Annotated in this window: 19 protein-coding genes; 5 read left to right on the forward strand and 14 right to left on the reverse strand. The window is 64.1% G+C overall.

The features are described from left to right. The first annotated feature begins 144 nt into the window (after nucleotides 1–144). Nucleotides 145–1395: a peptidoglycan DD-metalloendopeptidase family protein gene (locus ACXAED_RS20495; protein ID WP_475052878.1), complete on the forward strand. Its 1251-nt coding sequence runs from the start codon at nucleotides 145–147 to the stop codon at nucleotides 1393–1395. Nucleotides 1396–1481: 86 nt separating this feature from the next. Here ACXAED_RS20495 and ACXAED_RS20500 read toward each other — a convergent pair whose 3' ends face one another. From ACXAED_RS20500 to ACXAED_RS20525, 6 genes are all read right to left on the reverse strand, one after another. After that, nucleotides 1482–2324, reverse strand: coding sequence for an ATP-binding protein (locus ACXAED_RS20500; protein ID WP_475052880.1), 843 nt, complete (start codon nucleotides 2322–2324; stop codon nucleotides 1482–1484). Nucleotides 2325–2412: 88 nt separating this feature from the next. Then, nucleotides 2413–3054: a hypothetical protein gene (locus tag ACXAED_RS20505; protein WP_475052881.1), complete on the reverse strand. Its 642-nt coding sequence runs from the start codon at nucleotides 3052–3054 to the stop codon at nucleotides 2413–2415. Nucleotides 3055–3261: 207 nt separating this feature from the next. Next, on the reverse strand, nucleotides 3262–4383 hold the full coding sequence (locus ACXAED_RS20510) for an adenylate/guanylate cyclase domain-containing protein (RefSeq protein WP_475052884.1): 1122 nt from the start codon (nucleotides 4381–4383) through the stop codon (nucleotides 3262–3264). 195 nt (nucleotides 4384–4578) lie between these two features. After that, the gene (gene tatC, locus ACXAED_RS20515) at nucleotides 4579–5481 is read right to left on the reverse strand and encodes a twin-arginine translocase subunit TatC (protein ID WP_475052887.1); all 903 of its coding nucleotides are present in this window, start codon (nucleotides 5479–5481) and stop codon (nucleotides 4579–4581) included. Then, on the reverse strand, nucleotides 5478–5942 hold the full coding sequence (tatB, locus tag ACXAED_RS20520) for a Sec-independent protein translocase protein TatB (protein WP_475052889.1): 465 nt from the start codon (nucleotides 5940–5942) through the stop codon (nucleotides 5478–5480). The genes tatC and tatB overlap by 4 nt, the downstream gene beginning before the upstream one ends. Nucleotides 5943–5948: 6 nt before the next feature. Further along, nucleotides 5949–6164 (reverse strand): twin-arginine translocase TatA/TatE family subunit, encoded by a 216-nt coding sequence (locus tag ACXAED_RS20525; RefSeq protein WP_174144998.1) that lies wholly within the window; start codon nucleotides 6162–6164, stop codon nucleotides 5949–5951. Nucleotides 6165–6390: 226 nt separating this feature from the next. Between ACXAED_RS20525 and ACXAED_RS20530 the strand changes: the two genes are divergently transcribed. From ACXAED_RS20530 to ACXAED_RS20540, 3 genes are all read left to right on the forward strand, one after another. Then, nucleotides 6391–6699: a hypothetical protein gene (locus ACXAED_RS20530; RefSeq protein WP_421053507.1), complete on the forward strand. Its 309-nt coding sequence runs from the start codon at nucleotides 6391–6393 to the stop codon at nucleotides 6697–6699. 80 nt (nucleotides 6700–6779) lie between these two features. After that, nucleotides 6780–7454: a helix-turn-helix transcriptional regulator gene (locus tag ACXAED_RS20535; RefSeq protein WP_475052892.1), complete on the forward strand. Its 675-nt coding sequence runs from the start codon at nucleotides 6780–6782 to the stop codon at nucleotides 7452–7454. Between the two features lie 206 nt (nucleotides 7455–7660). Then, nucleotides 7661–8296 carry a DUF998 domain-containing protein gene (locus ACXAED_RS20540; RefSeq protein WP_475052895.1) on the forward strand — a complete coding sequence of 212 codons (636 nt, stop codon included), beginning with the start codon at nucleotides 7661–7663 and terminating at the stop codon, nucleotides 8294–8296. 154 nt (nucleotides 8297–8450) lie between these two features. Here the strand turns inward: ACXAED_RS20540 and ACXAED_RS20545 are convergent, their stop codons facing one another. From ACXAED_RS20545 to ACXAED_RS20565, 5 genes are all read right to left on the reverse strand, one after another. Then, entirely contained in the window at nucleotides 8451–9302 is an 852-nt protein-coding gene (locus tag ACXAED_RS20545; protein WP_475052896.1) for a GNAT family N-acetyltransferase, read from the reverse strand. A 42-nt stretch (nucleotides 9303–9344) separates the two neighbouring features. After that, nucleotides 9345–10451: an ABC transporter ATP-binding protein gene (locus ACXAED_RS20550; RefSeq protein ID WP_475052899.1), complete on the reverse strand. Its 1107-nt coding sequence runs from the start codon at nucleotides 10449–10451 to the stop codon at nucleotides 9345–9347. Nucleotides 10452–10656: 205 nt separating this feature from the next. Next, nucleotides 10657–11706, reverse strand: coding sequence for a methyltransferase domain-containing protein (locus tag ACXAED_RS20555; RefSeq protein ID WP_475052900.1), 1050 nt, complete (start codon nucleotides 11704–11706; stop codon nucleotides 10657–10659). A 211-nt stretch (nucleotides 11707–11917) separates the two neighbouring features. After that, nucleotides 11918–13039 (reverse strand): hypothetical protein, encoded by a 1122-nt coding sequence (locus tag ACXAED_RS20560; protein ID WP_475052901.1) that lies wholly within the window; start codon nucleotides 13037–13039, stop codon nucleotides 11918–11920. 10 nt (nucleotides 13040–13049) lie between these two features. Then, nucleotides 13050–13829, reverse strand: a complete 780-nt coding sequence (locus ACXAED_RS20565; RefSeq protein WP_475052902.1) for an SDR family oxidoreductase — start codon at nucleotides 13827–13829, stop codon at nucleotides 13050–13052. Nucleotides 13830–14034: 205 nt separating this feature from the next. Between ACXAED_RS20565 and ACXAED_RS20570 the strand changes: the two genes are divergently transcribed. Continuing rightward, nucleotides 14035–15060, forward strand: a complete 1026-nt coding sequence (locus ACXAED_RS20570) for a Hint domain-containing protein (protein ID WP_475052904.1) — start codon at nucleotides 14035–14037, stop codon at nucleotides 15058–15060. A gap of 98 nt (nucleotides 15061–15158) precedes the next feature. Here the strand turns inward: ACXAED_RS20570 and ACXAED_RS20575 are convergent, their stop codons facing one another. The 3 genes from ACXAED_RS20575 to ACXAED_RS20585 all read right to left on the reverse strand — a co-directional run bounded on the left by ACXAED_RS20575 (nucleotide 15159) and on the right by ACXAED_RS20585 (nucleotide 16551). Next, the gene (locus ACXAED_RS20575; protein ID WP_475052906.1) at nucleotides 15159–15398 is read right to left on the reverse strand and encodes a hypothetical protein; all 240 of its coding nucleotides are present in this window, start codon (nucleotides 15396–15398) and stop codon (nucleotides 15159–15161) included. A gap of 6 nt (nucleotides 15399–15404) precedes the next feature. Beyond that, nucleotides 15405–15974: a hypothetical protein gene (locus ACXAED_RS20580; RefSeq protein ID WP_475052907.1), complete on the reverse strand. Its 570-nt coding sequence runs from the start codon at nucleotides 15972–15974 to the stop codon at nucleotides 15405–15407. A gap of 211 nt (nucleotides 15975–16185) precedes the next feature. Further along, nucleotides 16186–16551 (reverse strand): BrnA antitoxin family protein, encoded by a 366-nt coding sequence (locus ACXAED_RS20585; protein ID WP_475052908.1) that lies wholly within the window; start codon nucleotides 16549–16551, stop codon nucleotides 16186–16188. Nucleotides 16552–16829: the final 278 nt, after the last annotated feature.

Here is a 16829-nt window from a genome sequence, read left to right on the forward strand (position 1 = left end):
TTTCCGCAAGCTGCGTTTGATATTCCTGCGCCGCCCCCGTAAACTGGCGGCGGAATTCGGCCGCCGGCTGGATCGCATCGGCTATAGTGATTGACGCGAGAGAACCCCCGCGAAAAAGGGGAAGCGTGTTTTGAGGAGAGCAAGATGACCCGGACCACCTCCACCCGGACCGCATCCCGCGGGCTGCCCCGTTTCGTGCGGCCCCGCGCACGGCTGCTGGCCCTGCTGCCGCTGGCCGGGGTGCTGGCGGCCTGCCAAAGCCCGCTGGATTATGACCTGCGCGGCCAGCTTGGCGCCTTTAACACCGCAACTGCCGCCCAGTCGGCCACCTCCAGCCGCCCCTCGCCTGATGCCCGCGGGCTGATCACCTACCCCTCCTACCAGGTGGCGGTGGCGCAGCGCGGCGACACCGTCTCGGACGTGGCCGCGCGCATCGGACTGCCGCCGGAAGAAGTTGCCCGCTACAATGGCATGGAGACCGGCGACAAGATGCGCCAGGGCGAAGTGCTGGCCCTGCCGCGCCGGGCCCCCGCCGGCCTGCCCTCAGGCGGCAGCGCCACCCCGGGATCGGTGGATATCGCCACCCTGGCCGGCCAGGCGATCGAGACCGCGCCGCTCACCTCCCCCAACCCGGGTTCGGTGACCACCACCACGATCCAGCCCACCCCCAAGCCGCAGCCCGCCAAGGTGCAGCGCGGCCCGGAGCCGGTGCGCCACAAGGTGAAACGCGGCGAAACCGCCTATACAATCTCGAGGCTCTACCAGGTACCGGTGAAATCGCTGGCCGAATGGAACGGTCTCGGCAGCGACTTTGCCGTGCGTGAGGGCCAGTTCCTGCTGATCCCGCTGAAAGAGCAGCCGGCAGCTGAGCTGACCCCTGCCGCAGCCCCCGTTGCAGTGACCGAACCCGGCGCAGGCACCCAAACGCCGGTGCCGCCCAGCGCCACTCAGCCGCTGCCGGAGGAAAAGGTCGAGCCCGCCGCAGTCAAACCCGCGGCAGAGACCCTTCCCAAGCCGGAGCTGCCGAAACCCACCCGCGCCAGCAGCGCGGCGATGGCCTATCCGGTGCAGGGCAAGATCATCAAGACCTACTCCAAGGGCCGCAATGACGGCATCGACATCGCCGCTGCGCCCGGCGCGCCCGTGAATGCCGCCGAAGCGGGCACCGTGGCCGCGATCACCAAGGATTCCAACAACGTGCCGATCGTGGTGATCCGCCACAGCCAGAAGCTGTTGACAGTCTATCAGAACGTCGGCAACATCACCGTCAAAAAGGGCGAGTTGGTCGCCCGCGGCCAGCGCATCGCCTCGCTGCGCGGCGGCGATGACGCCTATGTGCATTTCGAGGTCCGAGACGGGTTCGAGAGCATCGACCCGCTGAACTACCTGAATTGACGGCGGCAAAGCCCTGTTAACACACAAAAGCCCGGCCGCTTGGCCGGGCTTTTTTCATTTCGGAGACTTTCACGGCCGCATGTGCCCTAGCGCAAAGCCACCCCGTGCCGCCCGGCCAGATCGGTAAAGAACTGCCACGCGACCCGGCCCGAGCGCGCGCCGCGGGTGGCCTGCCACTCAACCGCCTCCGCCCGCAGGGTGTCCGCGTCCGCCTTGACACCGTATGCCGCGCAATAGCCCTCGATCATCGCCAGATATTCGTCCTGATCGCAAGGATGGAATCCCAGCCACAGCCCAAACCGGTCACTGAGTGACACCTTCTCCTCGACCGCTTCCGACGGGTTGATGGCCGTGGAACGCTCATTCTCGATCATGTCCCGCGGCATCAGGTGGCGGCGGTTGGAGGTTGCATAAAATACTACGTTCTCGGGCCGCCCTTCGATGCCGCCGTCCAGCACCGCCTTGAGGCTCTTGTAGTGCTGGTCGTCATGACTGAACGACAGATCATCGCAGAACAGGATGAACCGGTGTTCCGAGCCGCGCAGGTGGTTCAGCAGCCGCGCCACCGAAGGCAGATCCTCGCGCTGCAGCTCCACCAGTTTCAGATCGGGATGATCCGCAAGCAGCGCCCCATGCACCGCCTTCACCAGGCTCGACTTGCCCATGCCGCGCGCGCCCCACAGCAGCGCGTTGTTGGCGGCATATCCTTGCGCAAAGCGGCGGGTGTTCTCCAACAGCGTATCTCGGGAGCGGTTGATGCCCACCAGCAGGTCCAGATCCACCCGGTTGATCTCAGCTACAGGTTCCAGCCGTTCCGGCCCCACATGCCAGACAAAGGCGCTGGCCACGTTGAAATCAGGTGTTTCCAAAGGCGCGGGCGACATCCGCTCCAGCGCCTCGGCAATGCGGGTCAGTGCAATCTGGTCCATGGGGTGGCTCCCTCCGTCAGTTGCCGGATTTCAAAGCATGTTCCGGCAGGGGCGGCAAGAGGGGCTGGACACAACCCGGGCCGGTATCTCAATCCGCTGCAAAGCAGTAGAAATACCCGTTACCGCCGGTGGAGCGCAGATTTTCGGCGCTGCAGCCGCGGGAGTTGTGCGCTGCATTCCAGGACGTGTTGCCGCCGCCGTGGCGGTCATGATGGCCAACCGTGGCCGAGCCCTCGCCGTTGGAGGTCCAGTTCGAACAGGTCATATCGCCCTCCTGCCAGGGGAAATAGGCGGTGCCGTCTGCCTGGGTGCCGGTCAGGATGTCATGCTCATTGGGATCCTCGCCGCGGCCCTTGATCCGGTTGCCGTTTTCATCGACGGCTGTGCGCAAGTACAGGTTGGGCATGATATGCAGCTGGTCCAGATCCACCGCGATCAGCTCGCCATTGGCATTGTACCAGGGGCCGGTGCCGATGCGCGAGCGGGCCGAGATGCCGCGCTGGCCCTCCTCCTGAGTGCTCAGATACGCGCGCCAGGTGCGACCGGTAGAGCCCACCGCCTCTGCCAGGCTGGCGCAATGGGCGTCTGCGCCGTCCAGCCCGCCAAGGTTACCGCCGTCACCAAGGCCAACGGAGGTGACGAAAAACCCCATCGGCGGATCTTCGGCAACAGCCACGGATGCAATCGCACAGGCTGCTGCGCAGGACAATGCAGTCAGAAACTTACTCATGGAAACCTCCCAACACTCAAACACTGCCCAAACATGGTGCATGGCCTGGGGTAAAGATACCTGGATGCGGGAGGTTCACGAAAGCGTGTTGGCTGACCGGGACTGGCCCGGCAAAGGCAATAGGCGCACCGCCCCTTGTGTGCTGGTCCATCTCAATTCATCTCCTGGCCGTTGGCCCTTGCCGTGCCCGCACCCCCGCTGGCAAGGTCAATTGGTGAGTATCTCCGTCTCCCCGATGTTCTTCGCCTGCACCAGAAACCGGTTCCGGAAGACCCGCTGCTTTGCGCCGCTCAGCTCGCTCCAGAACTCCCGGCTCATCCGGACCGCGCCCAAGCGCCCGTCGCCTTCGATAATGTCCGCGGCCTGGACCTGTTCCAGCCGGGCGGCCTTGTTGACCTCCGGCCCGATCAGGGTGAACTGGTGCCGGGTGGCCGATCCGAAATCGCCGCTCACCACCAGCCCGATGTGGAGCCCGACGCGCAGCGACAAGGGTTCGGCACCGATCTTGATGCCGGCAACGTTGGCGGTGGACTGCTCAGCGGCCTGCACGGCATCCATGCAGGCCTGGCCCGCGTCCTGATCACTGCGCGGCAGGACCCAGAACGCCATCAGCCCGTCGCCGATGAATTTGTCGATATGGCCGCCGTGTTCCAGGATCGGCTCCGTCTGCGCATTGAAGAACCGCTGCACGATGTCTGCCACCCGCTCCGGTGCGGTCTTCAGCGTATACCGGCTGAAATTCACCACGTCGGAGAACCAGATCACCGCGCGCTCCACCAGGTATTCCGCCTGGTGCTCGCCGCCGGACTGCAGCCGCCGGGTCAGCGCATAGGGGTTCGTATAGGCGTGCAGAATGCGCGTATCATCGGCCAGCTGGCGGCCAAGCGATGCGGTCTTGCGGCTGGCGTCCCGCAGCTTGATCGAGATGATCTTTGCGATATTGCGCCAGATTGTCCCGGCCTCCGGATGCGCGGCGATCTTGTCCTTTTCGATGATGAGCACTTCCACGGTGCTTTCATTCGCAACAAGACCATAGACGCGCTGATAGCCGTTGCCGGCCAGATGCTGTTCGCCAATCACCTCGTTGCGCCGCCGGACAAAAAGGGTTTGCTCGCCGAGTTTCACGGCAACGGACCCGTTCACGATGATCCAGAGGCAATGGGCCGGATCGCCGGGGCGGCAGATGAATTCGCCTTCCGCAAACCGGTACGGGCGGGCCTCCAGCAGATGCGGCGCCTGCACATCATCCACGAGCCCGCACAGCGACAGGGCTTCTTCGTACTCGGAACGGAGAGAATTGCCGCTCGATATCGGAGATTTGCCCGCCACCCGGCCCCCTGATGAACTTATTAAACAAAACCAGCACGCCCACTGTAGCAGATTACGGCCCGCGCCGGGTTGATCCGGGGAAACCCTGTTTTCGGAGGCAACGGGTGCTGCGTGAACCGGTCCCTTTTTCGTTCGGCAAACAAGAAAAAGGCGCGCCATCGCTGGCGCGCCTATCTGTCTTGAACCGTCAGCGGCTTACTTGTCCTTGCCGTCCTCGGCCTCGAACTCAGCCATCAGAGGATCGTCGGGATGCGCATCCATCTCGCCCTCGTCGTCATAGTAGCCGTCGGCGCGCAGCTGCGCTTCGCGCTTGGTCTCAACCCTGCGGACCAGGAAAATCGAGATCTCATAGAGCCCGTAAACCACCACAAACAGGATGATCTGGGTGATCACATCCGGCGGCGTCACCAGTGCGGCCAGCACCAGGATCGCCACCACCGCATACTTGCGGACCGATCCCAGACCCTCTGCGCTCACCAGCCCGGCCTTGCCCATCAGCGTCAGCAGAACCGGCAGCTGGAAGCACAGGCCAAAGGCCACGATGAACTTGATCGTCAGGTTCAGATACTCCTGCGCGGAGCCCTGGAACACCACACTGAGGCCCTGATTGACCTCCTCGCCGGTGATCGCTTCGCCAGAGGCGCCGAACTGCTGGAAGCCCAGGAAGAAGTCATAGGCCAGCGGGGTAACGACGTAGAACGCAAAGCTCGCGCCCAGCAGGAACATGAAGGGCGAGGCCACCAGGAACGGCAGAAACGCCCCCTTCTCGGACTTGTAAAGCCCCGGCGCCACAAACCGCCACAGCTGGAACCCGATAAAGGGAAACGCCAGCATAAAGCCGCCCAGGAAGGAGATCTTGATCGCGACAAAGAAACCCTCCTGCGGGCTGATAAAGATCAGCGCGCAGTCCTGGCCGCTTTCGGCCAGCACCTCGCACAGGGGCGCGGTGAGGAAGTTGAAGACCGGCGTTGCCACGGTGAAGCAGATCACCATGCCAACGATAAAGGCCAGCACCGAATGGATCAGCCGCGTGCGCAGCTCGGCCAGATGCTCGATCAGCGGTGCGGTTGAGTTGTCGATCTCATCCGTCTTGCTCATGATTTGGCCTCTTCATCCGTCTTCAGCGCTGCCTCAGCGGCTTCCGCCTTGGCCAGCGCCTCTTCTGCTTCGCGCGCCTTGCGCTCCGCTGCGGCGCGCGCAGTGGAGGCCTGGATTTTCTTGGCATCCTCAGCCCGCTGCGCTGCCAGCTTTCCGGTCTCGCTGCCGGGGTCGAATTTGGTCGGGTCGATCGACGAGGCCATCTCCTGCGCCGCCTGCTTGACCCCGTCCATGGCTGTGCCCACGGGGTTCGAAGCGGCTTTCAGGCCCTTGGCGACCTCATTGACGCCGGCCTCATCCGCCGCGTCATGCATCGCCCGGCTGAACTCGCGCGCCATCCCCTTGGCCTTGCCGATAAACCGCCCCACGTTGCGGAACAGCACCGGCAGGTCCTTGGGGCCGACAACGATCAGCGCGACAACGCCGATGACCAGCAGTTCAGTCCACCCAAGATCGAACATGGCCGCTTAGGCCTTGTCTTTTTCGGTCTCGGGGGTGACGTCCTTGGCCACGTCCGCGGCGTCCTGCTCCAGCTCCTTGGAGCCTTCGTTGATACCCTTCTTGAACGAGGTGATGCCCTTGCCGACTTCGCCCATCAGCGAGGAAATCTTGCCGCGGCCGAACAGGACCAGAACCACAACGGCGATGAGCAGCAGGCCAGGCAGGCCGATGTTGTTGAGCATGAGAGTCTCTCCTTACGTGATCCGGCGCGGATTGGCGGCGCCGGTGGAATTGTTCGCTACGGGTTTAGCGCGCGGGCCGCTTTGAGCGAAAGCAACAAGCCGGGCAGAAGAGCCCCGCGCAGGCCGTAATTCGCAATTTTTGCTGCCAGCCCGCACCCAACTGACAGGTTTATGTCAGTTGCGAGGCGGTAAATCCACCCCATCACAGCATTCAAGGAGAAACGTGATGAGCAAACATGTCGCCGAAATCGTGACCTTCAAACTGGCCGATGGCGTGAGTGCGGCGGATTTCACCGCCCTGATGCAGCGCACCGAAGGTTTCGTGCGCGCTCAGGACGGCTTTGTCACCCGTCAGCTGAGCCAGGGCGAGGACGGCAAATGGACCGACTACGTGGTCTGGAAGGACATGGCGACGGCGAAAAAGGTGGCGCAGACCTTCATGCAGCAGGATTTCGCACCCGAGGTGGTGGCGGCGCTTGCACCGGACAGCGCAGCCATGCGCCATGAAGAGGTGCTGTGGCAGATGGCGCCGTAGCACCCCGGGGCTGCGCCCGCAAGTCTCCGGGCCGGGCGCAGCCCTTGACCTCCTCCCTCCCCCGCGCAAAGGCTAGTCCCATGCGCCGCACCGACCGCCTTTTCGAAATCATCCAGATCCTGCGCGACGGGAAGCTGCACCGCGCCCAGGACATCGCCGAGCGGCTGGAAGTCTCCACCCGCACCATCTACCGGGACATGGACACGCTCGTCGCCTCCGGTGTGCCGGTGGAGGGAGAGCGCGGCGTCGGCTACATGGTGCGCGAACAGATCAGCCTGCCGCCCCTCACCCTGACGCCGGAAGAGCTGGAGGCGCTGAACCTCGGCATGGCGATTGTGGCAGAGGCCGCCGACCCGAACCTCAAGGCCGCCGCCCTGTCGCTGGCGGCCAAGGTGGATGCGGTGCTGCCCGAACAGACCATCGCCGAGGCCGACGCCTGGAAATTCGCAGTCTACCCCTTTGCCGATGCCGCCCGCGGCTTTGCCCATATGCCCAGCTTACGGGCCGCGATCAAAGCCCGCCAGAAGCTGCAACTGACATACCGCCGGATCGACGGCACCCTGACCGAACGCAAGATCCGCCCACTGCACATGGAATACTGGGGCCGGGTCTGGACGCTGACCGCCTGGTGCGAAACGCGGGAGGATTTCCGGGTATTCCGGGTCGACCTGATCGAGGACGCGCAGGCTCTGCCAGAGCTGTTCGTGGATGAGCCTGGCAAGCGCCTGCAGGACTACGACCCTTACGGCACCTGAGATCCTTTATTCATCTGGCTGAAAATATCCCGGGGGAGCCGCCACCGGCGGCGGGGGGCAGCGCCCCCAATCTGCATTTCCGCGGGCGCTGCCTCGGCCGTATTCCAGAGAGCACGCAATGCCGCCTCCGCAGGTTGCCCCGCAGGCGCGGAACACTTGGCCTCCCCGCCGCGTTGAGATGCTGACAGCAACAGGATCCAGCGCCGATGTCCCACACACCGCTCCCTCCATCCCCGTATATCGCCCCCACCCTGATCACTCTGCTCGCCTGTTACGCCGTCCTCGGCTGCGTCCTGCTGGCGGCTTCGGTGATTGCCGCCGATGTCATCGTGCCGGGCCATGACTGGGTGGCGGACACGATCAGCGATCTTGGCGCCGGCCGCTATGAGTTCATCGTCGATTCGGGGCTTTACGCCTTTTCCGCCGCGCTGGTGGCCATCGCCGTCGCCGCCGCCCATGTGCATCTGGGCGGCCGCGGCTGGAGTGTCGGGATCGTCGCCTTTGCCTTGATGGGGCTGATCGTCTTCCTGGTCGGGGCGCGCAATGAATACGGCGACAGCGACAACGAGGGCGTGGTGATCCATATCTACCTGGTCTACGCGCTCGGAGTGCTGATGGCGGTCGCGCCCTGGGCGATGGCGCGCGCCGCAGGCCAGATGGGCCAGGGCTACACGCGGTTGCTCAGGGCCATTGCAGTGCTGTGGGTCCTGACGGCGCCGGTGTTCTTCTTCCTGCCCACCGGCATCGACGGCGTTTACGAACGCGGCCTCGGCCTTCTGGCAATTGTTGCCGTCTGCACGCTGGCGCACTTGCTGCTGCGGTACGCACGCGCGCTGCGCTGACCGCTGCCGCACTGGCAGCCTGCCTGCGGTTCCGGCCTTCATCTTTCCAAAAATACTCCGGGGGGGTGAAGCCCGTCCCGGGAACCGTCCGGGGGACGGTTTCAGGGCTGAACGGGGCGGAGCCCCCATCCAAAGGCGGCGGGGGCAACGCCCCTTACCCGAGTTCGAAACTGGTCACGCCGAAAATCAGATCCGTCTCCAGCTGCGGTGCAGTGCCCCGGTACATCCGGGCGGTCTCAAACACCGGCGCCAACCCCAGGCCGCGTGCCAGATCCACCGCCGCCAAATGCGGCTCTGGCACATCCAGAAACACCTCCTGCCCCGCGGGCAGCTCTTGCAGCAGCCGCGCCAGAACCGCCTCCGCCGCGCCGCGCGTCTCAGCCACCAGCGGCCCGATCTTGCAGCCGCTGCCGCAGGGCCGCAGGGTGCCGAAGCCCGCAAGGCTGCCGTTCCGAATCGCGGCAAAGGAGTGATGCCCCTCCGCCCCTAGCCACTGCTGCCAGAACGCCCGGCGCGGTGCCGGAAAGACGCGGGCGTCCAGCGCCTCCAGCTCCGCCGTTGCGGCGCTCAGCGGCGACAGCTCGAAATCCGCGGCCGCCTCCAGCCCACCCGCGGGCACCCCGCCAAACCGGATGTTGCGGTACGCCAGCTCAAAGCCCGAGCGGCGGTAGTTCTCTTGCTGGTCCACCACTCCGTCAAGGCCGACAGTCCGGCTCCCGGCATGTTCCAGCGCTTTCTGCCACAGGGCATAGCCATAGCCCCGCCCGCGATGCTTCGGCGCCACGATGTAAAAGCCGAGGAAGGAAAACGCCTGCCCGTAATTCACCACCGAGATGCAGGCGATCATCTGCCCGTCCAGAAAGCCGCCCCAAAACCCCTCAGGGTCAACGCTGGCAAAACACGCGGCATCGCTGCTGCCGGGGTTCCAGCCTTCGCGCGCGGCCCAGTCCACTGCGGTCGCGATTTCCGCAGGCGTCAACACCCGGATCTTATAGCTGCCCTGCATCTGCGCCTCCTGTGTCACCGGGTGCAGAATGCCCCTTAAGCCTCAAGCGGGAAAGACGAAACAGCGGTTACGGCGCACCGTCAGCCACATCACCCGGCCCTTTTCCGGCAGGAAGACATTCGGCACCGTCGCCTTGAGGATCGAGCCGTCAAAATCCATGCGGAACTCGACCAGGCTCTCGCTGCCCAGAAACCGGGCGCGCTCCACCACTGCCCGCGCGGCAACGCCGTCGCTGGGGGTGGGCAGCGGCCCCTGGCCGCCGCGGTCAAAGTCGATGCGCAGATGCTGCGGCCGGAACACGATCTCCACCGCGGTGCCGTCGGCCACCCCGGGCGCCAGGAACTCGCCAAAGGCAGTGCGCGCCAGGGCGCCGTTCACTTCTGCCTTCAGCACGTTCACGTCGCTGAAAAACGCCACCGCCGCCTTGTCCACCGGGTGGGTGTAGACGTTGTAGGGCGCGCCCTGCTGCACGATCCGCCCGCCGCGCATCAGCGCAATCTCGTCGGCCATCCGCATCGCCTCTTCCGGCTCATGCGTCACCAGCAGGACGGCGGCGTCCTCTTCCTTCAGGAGGCTCAGCGTCTCATCCCGGATGCCGTCGCGCAAGCGGTTATCAAGGCCCGAAAACGGCTCATCCATCAGCATGATCCGCGGCCTGGGCGCAATCGCGCGCGCCAATGCCACCCGCTGCTGCTCGCCACCCGACAGCTGGTGCGGGTAGCCGTCGATAAAGCGCTTGAGCGACACCCGGTTCAGCAGTTCCTCGACCCGCGCGCGCTTCTCGTCCTTGCTGCCCTTAAGGCCAAAGCCGACGTTGTCCGCAACGCTCAAGTGCGGGAACAGGGCGAAGTCCTGAAACATCAGCCCGATCTCGCGCCGCTCCGGCGGCACCCTGAACACGGTGTCGCAGATCAGCTTGCCATCGACATAAATCTCGCCGCTGTCCTGCATCTCCACCCCGGCGATCATCCTGAGCGTGGTGGACTTGCCGCAGCCCGACGGCCCCAGCAGGCAGGTCACCTGCCCCGCCTGGATCTGGAGCGAGACATCGTCGACCACCGCGCGGCCTTCGAAAAAGCGCCGGATGTTGCGGATCTCCAGCCGCGGCGGGGCCATGGTGCTGTGCATCTCGGCGGGGGCTTTGTTCATGAGGCCTCAGGGCTGTTTCCGATGAAAACGCTTGGGTTCACGCCGGGATAGCAACCCTGCTCAGCCGCCGCAAGCGGTCTGCCCGCACAAGACATGCAGATGAGGGCAGCGCCGGTCCCGGCGGGGCAGGAAGCGAAGCGCCCGCCCCGTGGGGGGCGGGACGTGCGCTGCCCGGCCTTCGGCCGGGCAGTTCATTCAAATCAATTCAGCAGCACCCCGGTGCAGCGCCGTCCTGCTCCAACCCGTTAAAGGGCGAATTGCCGCCGCAACCGGCAAAGATCCCAAAGTGGGTCTCGAACGAGCCGATGAATTCGAAATGCGGCGCCAGGCGGGTGTCCTGCAGCATCATCCAGGTGTTGCCGCAGACCGGAAACACCCTGCCCGCTTCAATCACGTGATGATCATCCAGCGCAAACACGTGCGGCGAGTGCGGGATGGTGCCCTTGTAAATCACCGCTTGCCCGTAATCCTCACAAGCCGGCTCCAGCGCTGCCAGCTTGAACAGCCTATAGGTCGCCGACAGGAACTTCAGCGGCTGCACCCGCTTCTCCAGCACCGGGTTCTCGATCGTCAGCAAGCGCGAGGTCACCATCCGCGGGTCCTTGAACCCGGCCTCTTTCGCAATGCTCAAAAAGTCGTTCCAATAGAGCGCCCCGGACAGGCACTCGCCATAGAGCACCTCATCCTCCGCCATCGCCTGCGGCACCCGGCGGTCGGCGTAGACGTCGGAGAAATACATCTCCCCGCCCTCCTTCAGCAGATGATGCGCGCCGCGCAGCACCGCGCCCTTGTCGGTGGCCAGGTTGATCACGCAGTTGGAGACGATGATGTCGAACGACTCCGGCTCCAGGTCCAATTCCTCCAGCGTCTCGATATAGCCGTGGCGGAACTCTACATTCGACTTGGCATAGCCAAAGGCCTCGGCGTGGTAGTCCTGATGGCGCCGCGCCACCTCCAGCTGCGCGGGCGTCATGTCAACGCCCACCACCTTGCCATGCTCCCCCACCAGCGCCGAAAGCGCATAGACATCGCGACCCGCACCGCAGCCCAGATCAAGGATGCGCGCGCCTTCCAGCGACTCCGGCGCAATCAGCCCGCAGCCGTAATAGCGGGTCAGCACCTCGTCATGGATCTTGGACAATACTGGCTTCACATAGTCCGGCATGTCGTCCGGCGTGCAGCAGGCGTTGGTCTGGAGATCATCGCTGCCCTGCAGCACCTCGCCGTAATAAGTCTGCACTTTTTCATGTTTCATGGGAGCGCCTCTCCTGATGGTTGCGAACCGTCGGGATAGCGGCACCGGGGCACCCGGGCAATCGGGCCGGCGGGAGGTCTGACGCAAGTGTGAAGGAGCGTGCGATACAAGGCTCTGAGGGTAGCGCCCGTCCGCGGGCGGAAGCGAAGCGCCCGCCCATGGGGGCGGACGGGCGCTGCCCGGCGGTGCCGCCGGGCGGAGTGAGAATTGTTCACCCCTCGGGCAGCAGCTCAAACGCCGCCTCGGCCCGCACCTTGCCGTTCACCATCAGCTCGATCCGGTGCGGCCCGGGCACCAGCTTGAAGGTCGTCGCATCCCCCTTCAGCTTGTGTTTCTTGCCCAGTTCCAGCGTGCCGCCGGTGATCCTGGCCTGCTTCAGCTTGAACACCTTGGCCGAAGTTTTGCTGCCAGGGCGCTGAAAATGAAGTATATAATCCACCAGCACCGGCGCGCCCGCAGCTCCCTCCAACCGGCAGGAGAGATCCAAGGCCTCACCGATGCGCACGGCCGCCGGAACAGTTACAAACGCTTCCAAGGCCAGATCCGGATCATAGCCCAGCATTGCCATCGCCCGCGGATGGCCCGCCTTCACCAGCCCGCGCAGGGCGTGGGAGGTCATCCAGTCCAGCTCCTTGCGGTCCTGCTGTCCAGCCGCGCGCCAGCCCTCCAGCCGGTCCATCACCAGGTCCGGATCCTTCTTTGCAATGTCATTCAGATGGTTGGCTACCGAGCGGGTGACATAGCGCGTGCCGTCCCCGTGCAGCCGGTCCAGCAGCGGCAGCGGATCCCCCAGCTGCAGCCCGATCGCCTCGCCCCAGGGCAGCCGCGGGCGGGTGCCTTCGCTCACCAGCCGCCGCACGTGGTAGCTGGGATGCCCGGCCCAGCGGTCCATCCGCGCCAGCACCTCCGCGGGCCAGCGGTTCAGGAAGGGGCGGATGGCCCACTCCATCGAAAACCGCTGGGTGATTTCCTCCAGCATATCCAACGCCAGATCCCGGTGCGCCTCCAGGCCCCGCGCGGCGGCATACTCCCCCAAGGGGGCAAAGATGAAATCGCCGAAGTCATCGTCCGTCTTGCCGGGATCCAGCGGCGGCGGCAGCGCCTTCAGCACGATGGGCGCGGCCTCGGGCAAGGCTTCGGGCAGATGCCCCGCCAGTACCTCTGCAATCAGCGTGATCCGCTGCTTCAGCTCCAGCGCCGGCAGCGCCGCCATCACCTGGGCCTCGAAAGCCTCAGCATCAAACCCAGCCTCAGCCGCGGAAAAAAGGCCCGCCAGATAGCGGACCTTGTCGCGGTTGAACAGCTGGTCCTTCAGGGAAAACCCGCTGGCCATCCGGCTCTCCTCACATCGTGGTGTTGGTGGCGCCGCCGTCCAGCAGGATGTTCTGCCCGACCATGAAACCCGCGTGCTGCGAGCACATGAAGGCACAGGTGGCGCCGAATTCCTGCCGGGTGCCATAGCGGCCCGCCGGGATGGTGGCGCAGCGCTGTTGCTTGGCCTCCTCAGGTGTGATGCCCTGCGCCTTGGCCGCGCCGCCATCCAGCGAGACCGCCCGGTCGGTGGCATGAATGCCCGGCTGCAGGTTGTTCATGATGACGCCCTTGCCCGCCACCTGCCGCGCGGTGCCCGCGACATAGCCGGTCAGACCTGCCCGCGCCGCGTTCGACAGCCCCAGTACCGGAATCGGCGACTTGACCGAGACCGAAGTGATATTGACCACCCGCCCCCAGCCGCGCTCCATCATCCCCGGCACCAGCGCCTTGATCAGCGCGATCGGGGTCAACATGTTGGCATCCAGCGCCTTGATGAAATCCTCGCGGTCCCAGTCGGTCCACATGCCCGGCGGCGGGCCGCCTGCGTTGGTGACCAGGATGTCCACGCCCTCAGCCGCCTCCAGCACCTTTTGCTGCCCTTCCGGCGAGGTCACATCCGCCGCCACGGTCACCACATCCACACCATAGGCATCGCGGATTGCCTGCGCCGAAGCCTCCAGCGCCTCCGCCCCGCGGGCGTTCATAACCAGGTTCACACCTGCCTCCGCCAGCGCCTCTGCACAGCCCAGCCCCAGCCCCTTGCTGCTGGCACAGACCAGCGCGCGTTTGCCCGAAATACCCAGATCCATTGTTGTCCTCCCTCGGGAATCTTCTCTGCTGGCGCAGAGCTTGCACCGCCCGCCCCCCGAAGGCCAGCCCCGGTGCCCCGGCAGCCAATCGTCAAACCGCCGGAAAATCAGCCCCTTCCGGACCCCTTTCCGCCACATTCCCGCGGCAATCCTACTGGACGGCGCCCCGCGCGCGCACAATTATGCACTCAGACACCAGCCGCTTATGGGACAGACCTTGACCGCCAGCCTCACCTCCGTTCAGGCCCACCGGGCCGAGCATTTCCGCGTTGAGTACGGCGCCAACATGGGCGACCCGCTGGGCGTGCTTGAGGATCTGGTGCTGGATGACATCTACATGCTGGACGCCGCCTCCGCCCCGGAGCGGCTTGGCATCGCCGCCCATCACGACGGCAACCTCTCCGTCGCGGACAACTCCGGGCTTGGCACCCCCGGCACCGCGCTGCACCTCGATTGCCTGCTCACCCTGATGCCCGACCGCGGCCCCAACACCGAAATCCTTGTGCTGGTCGAGGCCGATACCGAGGGCTATATCGCCGCCATCTTTCTGGTGCCGCTCGCCCCCCTGCAGCCGCAGATGCCCTATACCCTGGTCAAGGCCGAGCGCGAGCCCGCCCGTCGCAAGCTGGCGCAATCGGCCTGCGTCTCCTTCACCCGCGGCACCCGCATCACGCTCTCGACCGGCGAACAGCGCCCGATTGAGCAGATGCGCCCCGGCGACCGCGTCCTCACCCGCGACGACGGCATCCAGCAGGTCCGCTGGGTCGGCCAGTCCACCCTGCGCGCAGTCGGCGATCTGGCCCCGATCCTGATCCGCAAAGGCGCCTTGAACAACGCCAACGACCTGATCGTCAGCCCTGCCCACCGGCTGATGGTCTACCAGCGCAGCGACGAGATCGGCGCCGGCGCGCCCGAGATCCTGGTCCGCGCCCGCGACCTGGTGAACGGCGACAGCGTGGTGGTGCTGGACGGCGGCTTTGCCGATTACTTCCAGATCCTGTTCGACCGCCACCACATTATCTATGCCGAGGGCATCGCCGCCGAGAGCACCTTCCTCGACCCCGTCACCCGCCCCGCGCTGCCGGAGGATGTTTTCGCCGCCCGCGCTGAAAACGAGCCCGGCGCCCTGCCCGCCGCCCACAAGAGCGGCGCCCACGGACTGGACGTGAACCGGTCGCTCTTGGACCGGCCGGATGCGGTGGGGCTGCTGAAGCGGGCGTCGTTGCGGTAAAGGGTGGTGATGTAACCGCTCATGCCTGTGTGTCCGCCAACGCAGGCAAATATAAAAAAATTCGGCCAATATTTCCGCAAGCCTCACACATCTCACTGCTAACCTTCATCAACTAAAAATTCAACCGCAGGGAAATGCTCGGCGAATTCAATGCGGCATTGCTCAATATACTCGTCGATTACCTTTCTATATTCAACCTCGACCTCTTCCCCATACATTATCCCATCAATCAGGGAATCCATTTTAGCTGTTCGTATTTTTGCCGCAATAGCGCCCTGCTCGCTGAATGCAGAAAATATTCCGTCACCAACATCCCCGTCAGAGTGCGTTGCATTCAAAGAAGCTCATTCATCCCACTCTAGTCGAAGTCTCATATACTCTCTTGAGAGATGGAGAAGGTGGTGACCCCAACTTTGAACTTCAAAAATTCTATTTATCAACTCCGAGCTACCCCTTGAAGCCAAGAACGAGACTTCCGATACACCAATTCTTTCGGGCTCAGGCAAGCTGTCTACAGCAGGCAAGGTAACAAGAGATTTCGGCGTCCCCTCCGCTATTTCGTTCGAATGGGAGTCAACCTGTTTCTTGAATAGAGTTCGAGTTTTTACACCTGCCTCCCACCAATCCCTCATTTTAAACAACGCTCGAAAGGCTGCCTCTGACCTTTGTGTCTCGCGTTCTTCCAACTGTTTTCTTCGTTCAGCTTTCAAACCCTGAAAAAAGATTAGATACGCCATAAAGCCAGATGCAAACCCTGAGGCAATTCCACCAACGACACCTGCGTTCGTGGCAGCCCAATCCCAAAACTGAACAACGTCAATGTTTTTTGGAACTACCGGTTCACCAAGAACAAAATTAAAAAAATACTCCTTCTGCACTTCCAAGTCAGTAAATTTAAACCTCGCCTCACCCAATTCCGCCCCCCTTTTTTTCTGCTTGATAATAAAGTACTCTGACGAGATGTCGTCAGGGCATGTCTACTGCACTATTTGCATTCCGCATAGCGGGGATCACCGCTTCGGTGCCGAGTTCGCGATTTGGATCATTGGAACCCAAGTGCGGCGTTTGACAACCATCAGAGCAGGTAGATACCGCGACTTGAACGTACAAAGAGAAACACTAGCCTCACTCCTTCTCCGTCCCGTCCATGTTCTTCCCCTCCGCCAGATAGCGGGCGGCCAGGCTGAGGCGGACGATGGTGTTGTCCTTGTCATGGGCCTGGATGTAGCCGGCCATCAGCGCCATCCAGTAGGTCCGCAGCACCGAGTTGATGCGGCGGCTGTAGTTCGGACCCAGCTTGCGGAACCATTTCACCATGTCGGCGTCCAGCCGGATCGTCACCCGGGTCTTGGGCTTCTCCAGCCGCTCCCAGCTGTCCATGCCGTCCCAGTCCTTGGGCAGGCTCTTGTCCAGCCAGTCGCGGCGCAGCTTCTGCTGCAGGTCGTCCAGCTCCAGCTGCATTTCATTGTCGTAATATCGCTTGCTGGGCATCCCGTGGCGTTCCCTTGATGGCGGCGGTTCGCGGCGGGGCGGCACTCCCGCGCTGATCCCCACCCTGCCCCGGTCCGGTTAAATCCCGGCAAGCGGGGCGTACGCAGCAAGCGCAACACGCAGGGTGGGCAATTCCGCCCACCGCCCCGCCCGGATGCCCCGAACCCGCGGCCCGCAGCCGCCCAGTGTACAGGGGGTGCACAGGGGGTGTACGGGGGGTGCACGCGTGCCACCCCCTGTTTTTCTTGCCTCGCGCGGCATTCCTGCTATACGCGCGC

The sequence above is a fragment of the Leisingera sp. ABM4_103 genome, assembly GCF_056158685.1.

Excerpts from the sequence above, each read along its gene's own strand:
- ACXAED_RS20495 (WP_475052878.1), top strand. The coding sequence starts at position 145 with ATGACCCGGACCACCTCCACCCGGACCGCATCCCGCGGGCTGCCCCGT.
- ACXAED_RS20500 (WP_475052880.1), bottom strand. The coding sequence starts at position 2,324 with ATGGACCAGATTGCACTGACCCGCATTGCCGAGGCGCTGGAGCGGATG.
- ACXAED_RS20505 (WP_475052881.1), bottom strand. The coding sequence starts at position 3,054 with ATGAGTAAGTTTCTGACTGCATTGTCCTGCGCAGCAGCCTGTGCGATT.
- tatC (WP_475052887.1), bottom strand. The coding sequence starts at position 5,481 with ATGAGCAAGACGGATGAGATCGACAACTCAACCGCACCGCTGATCGAG.
- tatB (WP_475052889.1), bottom strand. The coding sequence starts at position 5,942 with ATGTTCGATCTTGGGTGGACTGAACTGCTGGTCATCGGCGTTGTCGCG.
- ACXAED_RS20525 (WP_174144998.1), bottom strand. The coding sequence starts at position 6,164 with ATGCTCAACAACATCGGCCTGCCTGGCCTGCTGCTCATCGCCGTTGTG.
- ACXAED_RS20530 (WP_421053507.1), top strand. The coding sequence starts at position 6,391 with ATGAGCAAACATGTCGCCGAAATCGTGACCTTCAAACTGGCCGATGGC.
- ACXAED_RS20535 (WP_475052892.1), top strand. The coding sequence starts at position 6,780 with ATGCGCCGCACCGACCGCCTTTTCGAAATCATCCAGATCCTGCGCGAC.
- ACXAED_RS20540 (WP_475052895.1), top strand. The coding sequence starts at position 7,661 with ATGTCCCACACACCGCTCCCTCCATCCCCGTATATCGCCCCCACCCTG.
- ACXAED_RS20545 (WP_475052896.1), bottom strand. The coding sequence starts at position 9,302 with ATGCAGGGCAGCTATAAGATCCGGGTGTTGACGCCTGCGGAAATCGCG.
- ACXAED_RS20550 (WP_475052899.1), bottom strand. The coding sequence starts at position 10,451 with ATGAACAAAGCCCCCGCCGAGATGCACAGCACCATGGCCCCGCCGCGG.
- ACXAED_RS20555 (WP_475052900.1), bottom strand. The coding sequence starts at position 11,706 with ATGAAACATGAAAAAGTGCAGACTTATTACGGCGAGGTGCTGCAGGGC.
- ACXAED_RS20560 (WP_475052901.1), bottom strand. The coding sequence starts at position 13,039 with ATGGCCAGCGGGTTTTCCCTGAAGGACCAGCTGTTCAACCGCGACAAG.
- ACXAED_RS20565 (WP_475052902.1), bottom strand. The coding sequence starts at position 13,829 with ATGGATCTGGGTATTTCGGGCAAACGCGCGCTGGTCTGTGCCAGCAGC.
- ACXAED_RS20570 (WP_475052904.1), top strand. The coding sequence starts at position 14,035 with ATGGGACAGACCTTGACCGCCAGCCTCACCTCCGTTCAGGCCCACCGG.
- ACXAED_RS20585 (WP_475052908.1), bottom strand. The coding sequence starts at position 16,551 with ATGCCCAGCAAGCGATATTACGACAATGAAATGCAGCTGGAGCTGGAC.